Annotated in this window: 6 protein-coding genes and 1 pseudogene; 4 read left to right on the top strand and 3 right to left on the bottom strand. The window is 71.9% G+C overall.

Annotation, left to right across the window (positions count from 1 at the left end; translation table 11 throughout):
• On the bottom strand, nucleotides 1-423 hold a 423-nt coding region (locus ABZ641_RS23830; protein ID WP_359984698.1), incomplete at its 3' end, for an IPT/TIG domain-containing protein.
• A 123-nt stretch (nucleotides 424-546) separates the two neighbouring features.
• Nucleotides 547-1,290, bottom strand: a complete 744-nt coding sequence (locus tag ABZ641_RS23825) for an IPT/TIG domain-containing protein (protein WP_359984695.1) — start codon at nucleotides 1,288-1,290, stop codon at nucleotides 547-549.
• A 1,333-nt stretch (nucleotides 1,291-2,623) separates the two neighbouring features.
• Between ABZ641_RS23825 and ABZ641_RS23820 the strand changes: the two genes are divergently transcribed.
• Nucleotides 2,624-2,842 (top strand): transposase domain-containing protein, encoded by a 219-nt coding sequence (locus tag ABZ641_RS23820; RefSeq protein ID WP_359984705.1) that lies wholly within the window; start codon nucleotides 2,624-2,626, stop codon nucleotides 2,840-2,842.
• A 53-nt stretch (nucleotides 2,843-2,895) separates the two neighbouring features.
• Here ABZ641_RS23820 and ABZ641_RS23815 read toward each other — a convergent pair whose 3' ends face one another.
• Nucleotides 2,896-3,744 (bottom strand): HAD-IIA family hydrolase, encoded by an 849-nt coding sequence (locus ABZ641_RS23815; protein ID WP_359984692.1) that lies wholly within the window; start codon nucleotides 3,742-3,744, stop codon nucleotides 2,896-2,898.
• Between the two features lie 152 nt (nucleotides 3,745-3,896).
• Between ABZ641_RS23815 and ABZ641_RS23810 the strand changes: the two genes are divergently transcribed.
• The 3 genes and pseudogenes from ABZ641_RS23810 to ABZ641_RS23800 all read left to right on the top strand — a co-directional run.
• Nucleotides 3,897-4,277, top strand: a complete 381-nt coding sequence (locus ABZ641_RS23810) for an archease (protein ID WP_359984703.1) — start codon at nucleotides 3,897-3,899, stop codon at nucleotides 4,275-4,277.
• 81 nt (nucleotides 4,278-4,358) lie between these two features.
• Nucleotides 4,359-5,111: pseudogene (locus ABZ641_RS23805) on the top strand (RtcB family protein); the annotation flags it as partial.
• Between the two features lie 31 nt (nucleotides 5,112-5,142).
• Nucleotides 5,143-5,819: acetate--CoA ligase family protein (locus tag ABZ641_RS23800; protein WP_359984700.1), on the top strand; the 677-nt coding region annotated here is incomplete at its 3' end.

Genomic DNA, 5,819 nt, shown 5'->3' with positions numbered 1-5,819 from the left:
CCCGGTGAGGTTGGTACCGGTCAGGGTCACGATCGTCCCGCCCCCGGCAGGTCCCTGACCCGGCGTCAGGGAGGAGAGCGCCGGCGCCGGGACGTAGGTGAAGGACAGGCCGTTGCTCGTCCCGTCGGCGGTGGTGACCTTGACCTGGACCGTACCGCTTCCGGGGGGTGCGGTGGCGGTGATCTGGGAGGGGGAGACGACGGTGTACGAGGTGGCCGCGGTGCTGCCGAACGTGACCGCGGTCGCCCCGGTGAGGTTGGTACCGGTCAGGGTCACGATCGTCCCGCCCCCGGCAGGTCCCTGACCCGGCGTCAGGGAGGAGAGCGTGGGCGGCGACGCCAGCAGGACGGTGGCGATGCTCGGCGTGGGCGAGGTTTCGGCTGCAGGAGTGGACGACGAGTGCCGGTCCTTGGAGGTGCCCATGGTGTGCCTTTCTGCGGGATGGGAGGTTCCTGGTCCGGCGCCGGCGCCCGGGCAGAGAGGTGCCTCCTTGCCCGGGCGCCGGGCACCGCACGCTCCGAGGGAGCGGGCAGGTCGGAGGATGCGTCAGATGCCGGGGCCGGAGACGTAGGTGAAGCCGCCGACGGCGGTGGCGCTGCCGCCGGTGGTGGTCACCACCACGTCCTCCGCGCCGGCGGTCCCGGGCGGGGTCACGACCGACAGCGTGGTGTCGTTGACCACCGAGAACGGCGCCGCGGTGCCGCCGACGGTGACCGACTGGGTGGTGGAGAGACTGGCGCCGGTGATGGTCACCGCGGTGCCGCCCGAGGTCGACCCGGAGGACGGCGTGATGGTGCTGACGGTCGGCGCGTCCACGTAGGTGTACGAGAAGCCGTTGTTCGTGCCGCCGATCGTGGTGACGCTGACGCCGACCGTTCCGGGGGCTGCGCCGGCGGGCACGGTGACGCTGATCTGGCTGTCCGACGTGACGGTCGGGGTCGCGCTGTTGGCGCCGAACTGGACCGAGCTCGCGGTGGCCAGCCCGGTACCGGTGATGGTGACGGCGTTCCCGCCCGCGGTGGGCCCGGAGACGTCGCTGAGCGACGCCTTGAACGGGGCGCCGATGTAGAAGAACGAGAGCGGGTTGCTGGTCCCACCGGCGGTGGTGACCGTCACGCCGACCGTGCCGGAGCCGGACGGCGAGATGCAGGTGACCTGGGTGGGGGTGTTGGCGGTGATGGTGGCCGACTTGGTGCCGAACTTCACGGCGGTGGCGCCGGCCAGGTTGGTGCCGGTGATGGTCACCGTGGTCCCGCCTGCGGTGGATCCCTGGTTCGGGCTGATGGGCATGGTTGCCTCCAGAAGGCACTGGGTGGATCGGCGGATACGGGCAGTCCACGGCTGACATCGCGGCACGGCGCTCGACAGCGGACGTGCGCCGCGCCGGCGTGGACTTGGGCGTGCCCGGGTCCTGAAGTCCGGCGGCCCAACGGCAGCCCGGGCTCATGGAGTTCAGCCGACGTGGCCACATCGACTCGGAGCGCAGGGGGATGCCGTGCGGGCAGGCCGCCCGATGACACGGACGGTTCCTTGAATCAGGCCGTCGAGCAGTGAGGTGGAGGTACTGATGAGGAGTACGCCGACCGGAACCGTCACGGCCTCCGACAACGATGACGGAGTGATCGGCTGGGGACGGACCCGCCCTACCGGCGCGCGGATCCACCCGTCCTGAAGGGAAGGCCCGTCACGTCTGCTGCCCGGCAAGGCCAATCCCGTAGACCGAAGGCGCCCCGCTGCCGCTCCTGCGCATGGATACGGACGGACCATCCTTCGGATACGTACAGTAATCCAGTCGCGACGGGCCGCCGACAACCGTTCTGACGGGCCACCACCCGAACGGCGGAGCGCCGGGAATCGGCTGGCACCCCCGGGCTGCCATTCGATCCAACCGCCGCGTATCGGCGAAGGCGACCGGACGCCCCGCGAATCGCCGTGATCGGTTGCCGACTTCCGCTCCGGGCCTGGTGGGAGCGGTAGTCAATGAGTGGAGAGCCCGGAGACGGAATGACGTCCTTTCCGTGCGACAGGTGCTCACCCAATTTGTCCAGACGCGCCCGACGCCAACTCGCCGTTCCAGCAGTACCATCGCCGGATTGTCGCGGCGCCGGACGGGTTTCAGCAGCCCCTGAGGCGAACCCCGGGATAGGGGCACACCTGACCGGATCCTGCTGGTGCAGAAAGGCGAGGAAACACCTGGGACGGCCCTCGAAGTACGCTGCCGCGTCCCGAGCCGAGGCGGCGGGCGTGGAGGCGGGTCTCGGATGGCAGGCGAACGTTCACGGACGGCGCGGCCGATTCGAACGCCGACCCCGGGACGCCAATGAGCTCAAGGGCCGGCTTCGTTGGCTGCCTGACGAACAGTCAGTGCAGCCGATGCGGCTGAATCTGCAATTCCCCTACGGTGAGCTCGGCTCTACATGATCCGGCTCCCGGAGGTGGCGACACAGACATCGACAGCAACTGGCTGACTGTCAGTGACCGTGGTGTGCGGGACCGTTAGAAGGGCGGCTCTTCGGTTCAGCCCTGAGCGAGTTGACCCAGATCGTGGACTTCGACCTGGTCGACGCGGTGCTGGAGGAAACCGGGGCGCGGGAAACGGGTGCGGCTGCTGCCGGCCCGCGTCATGGTGTACTTCGTCCTGGCCCTGGCCCTGTTTGAGCACTGCTCCTACCGGGCCGTGTGGGGAAAGTCGACCGCGCACCTGCCCGTGGCTGTCGTCGTGCGCCCGGCCGGCCCCTCGCTCTTACGGGCCCGGCGCCGCCTGGGGGCTCGCCCGCTCAAGGCCCTGACCGCCATGATCACCAGCAGCCCTATGCCAAGATCCCCGACAGAGTCAAGCTAGGGCTTGTCTTCACAGGGCAGTGGGGCGGTCGATTCAGGTGCCCCCACGCGCCCCTATGGCTGCCCGATCGCCTTTGAAGACACGCCGTAGGCCAACCGCGCCACCAGGCCCGGCAGATCGGCGACGGAGTCGAGGACGTGGTCGGGGGTTCCGTCGGCGTCGCGGAGCGTACGGCCCTGGAACTTCCCGGTCCTCACGAGGACGCCGCCGATGCCGCAGCGCTGGGCGGCGAGCACGTCGGACTCGATGTCGTCGCCCACCATCAGCGTCCGGTCCGCCTCGACTCCCAGCCGGGTCAGCGCCCCGGTGAAGAACGCGGCAGCGGGTTTGCCGACCACCTCGGCCCGCTGACCCGAGGCCTGCTCCAGGCCGGCCAGGAAGGCGCCGCCGTCGAGCTGCAGGCCACGGTCGGTGCGCCAGTACAGGTTGCGGTGCATGGCGACGAGGCGGGCTCCCCGCTGGAGGTGGCCGAACGCGCGGTTGAGGGCGCGATAGCCGAATTCGGGTCCGGCACCGCCGACCAGGACGACGTCCACGTCCTCCCCCTCCGTGGCTTCGTCGTCCTCGGCCAGGGCCACCCCGGTCAGGTCCTCCCGGACGTCACCGCTGTTGAGCAGCATGCAGCGGGCGCCGGGATGGTGCTCCGCCAGGAAGGCCGCGGTGGCGCTGGGTGCGGTGAGGACGGACTCGGCCGAGACCGGGAATCCCGCACCGACGAGGGCCGTCGCGATCGAGGCCCTGGTGCGCGAGGTCGTGTTGGTGAGGAGCAGGAAGGGCAGCCCCATATCTCGGAGCCGTTCCAGCGCCTCGACAGCGCCGGGAAGCGGCTTCCAGGACAGCGTGAGCACCCCGTCGATGTCGATCAGGGCCGCGCTGACGGTCGTCGTGGTGCGGTGCCGCATGGGCCGACCGTAGCGCCGACCCGGCCGTGCGGCACGTTCCGGTTCCCCGGACTACCGCCGGGCCCCGTTCGGGGGGAAGACTGGTGACGTGAGCGGAGCACCGGGCGCAGCTCCCGGCGGCACCGGTCACCGGACCGTGCCGCACACCGGGGATCTGGCTGTCGAGGCATGGGCCCCCGGAGCGGGAGGAGTGCGTCGCGGAGGCGGTCCGCGGGGCGGTCGGGGGCTTCGCGGAGATCCCGCCGGAGGCGGTGCGCACCGAGCGGGAGTACGAGCTGGCCGACGACACCGACGAGAGGCTGCTGATCTCGGCGCTGGAGGAGATGATCTTCCGGGCGGAGACGGCCGGGGAGCTGCCGGCCCGGGTGTCGGTCCGGCGCACGGGGACGGCCGTGCGGATGCGGCTGGCCATGGTGGACAGTGCCCTGGTCGAGCAGGTCGGCGCGGTGCCGAAGGCGGTGTCCCTGCACGGACTGCGGATGACGAGGGAAGCGGCTGGGGGCTGGCGGTGCCACGTGACGTTGGACGTCTGACCGGCGCGCGGCCCGGGCACGCGGCGGACGAGCGCCACCACGGCACATGAGCGTGACGGGGCCGAGGAGGCATCGGCTGACATGGACGTCCGACTGGTGGAGGAGACCCCCTGGCGCTACCGGATCGAGCGCAGCGGCGTGATGAGGGTGCCGGGGGTGGTCTTCGCCCCGCACGGGCTGCTGCCGCTCGACGAGGGCGACCGCGCACTCGAACAGGTCGCGAACGTCGCCTCGTTGCCGGGTGTCGTCCGGGCCTCCTACGCGATGCCCGACATCCACTGGGGCTACGGCTTCCCGATCGGCGGGGTGGCGGCCACGGAGGTCGCGGCCGGCGGTGTGGTGTCTCCGGGAGGGGTCGGGTTCGACATCTCCTGCGGGGTCCGGCTGCTCACCAGCGAGCTCGACCGGGACACGGTGCGCGAGGTGCTGCCGGCGCTGATGGACCGGCTGGACCCGTTGATCCCACGCGGCCTCGGGCGGGGCTGCCTGTGGCGGCCCGCCGGGCGCCGGCAACTGGCCGACCTGCTGCGCGGCGGCGCACGCTACCTGGTGGACATGGGGCACGGGGTGCCGCGCGACCTCGACCGCTGCGAGGACGGCGGGGCGGTGGACGTCACGGACGTGACGCAGGTCGGCGACCGCGCGCTGGAACGCGGGGCGGGCCAGGTCGGGAGCCTGGGCTCGGCCAACCACTTCCTGGAGGTCCAGGCCGTCGACCGGATTTACGACGAGGCATGCGCCCGGGCTTTCGGTCTGCGCACCGATCAGGTCTGCGTGATGATCCACTGCGGCTCGCGCGGCCTGGGCCACCAGATCTGCACCGACCACGTCCGGCGGATGGCTCGACCCGGAGACCACCGCCGACCTGCTCGGCCGCTACCGGCTGCCGCTCGCCACCGCCGTCCTGGCACGGAACGAGGACGAGGCCGCCGAAGCCGCCCGGCAGTTGGGCCCGCTCGGCCACGAGGGCCGCCTCGCGGCGAAGGCGTACTGGCCGGACCAGGTGCACAAGAGCGCCGAGGGCGCCGTCCGCCTCGGCATCGTCGGCGAGACCCGGGCACGGGAGTGCTACCGGGAGTTCCAGGACCGCTTCGGCGACCGGACGGCCGGCGTGGTGTTCCAGCCCATGGCCGCACCCGGCCTCGAACTGCTGGTCGGCGCGGTGCAGGACGAGGTGTTCGGGCCGCTCGTCCTGCTCGGCCTCGGCGGCACCGCGACCGACGTCCTCGGCGACCGCAGCACCCGCTTCGCCCCGCTGACCGAACGCGATCTGGAGACCATGCCCGCGGACCTCAGGGCGGCGCCCCTGCTGCTCGGCCGGCCCGGAGCGCCCGGCGTGGACCCGGCGGACCTGCGCGGGGTGCTCACCGCGGTCTCCGCCCTGGCCTGCGACCTGCCGCAGGTCGTCGAGGTGGACCTCAACCCGCTGATCGCCCGGCCCGACGGGGTCCTCTGCGTCGACGCCCGGGTCCGGGTCGAACCCAGGCCGTCCTTCGACCCGTACCTGCGCCGGCTGCGAGGGCCGGCCCGGGCAGGAGAGGC

This window comes from Kitasatospora sp. NPDC007106 (genome assembly GCF_040634455.1).
GTDB lineage: Bacteria > Actinomycetota > Actinomycetes > Streptomycetales > Streptomycetaceae > Kitasatospora > Kitasatospora arboriphila.
Note: the sequence above shows the minus strand (reverse complement) of the source record. Positions and strands in the feature narration are given on the sequence as shown.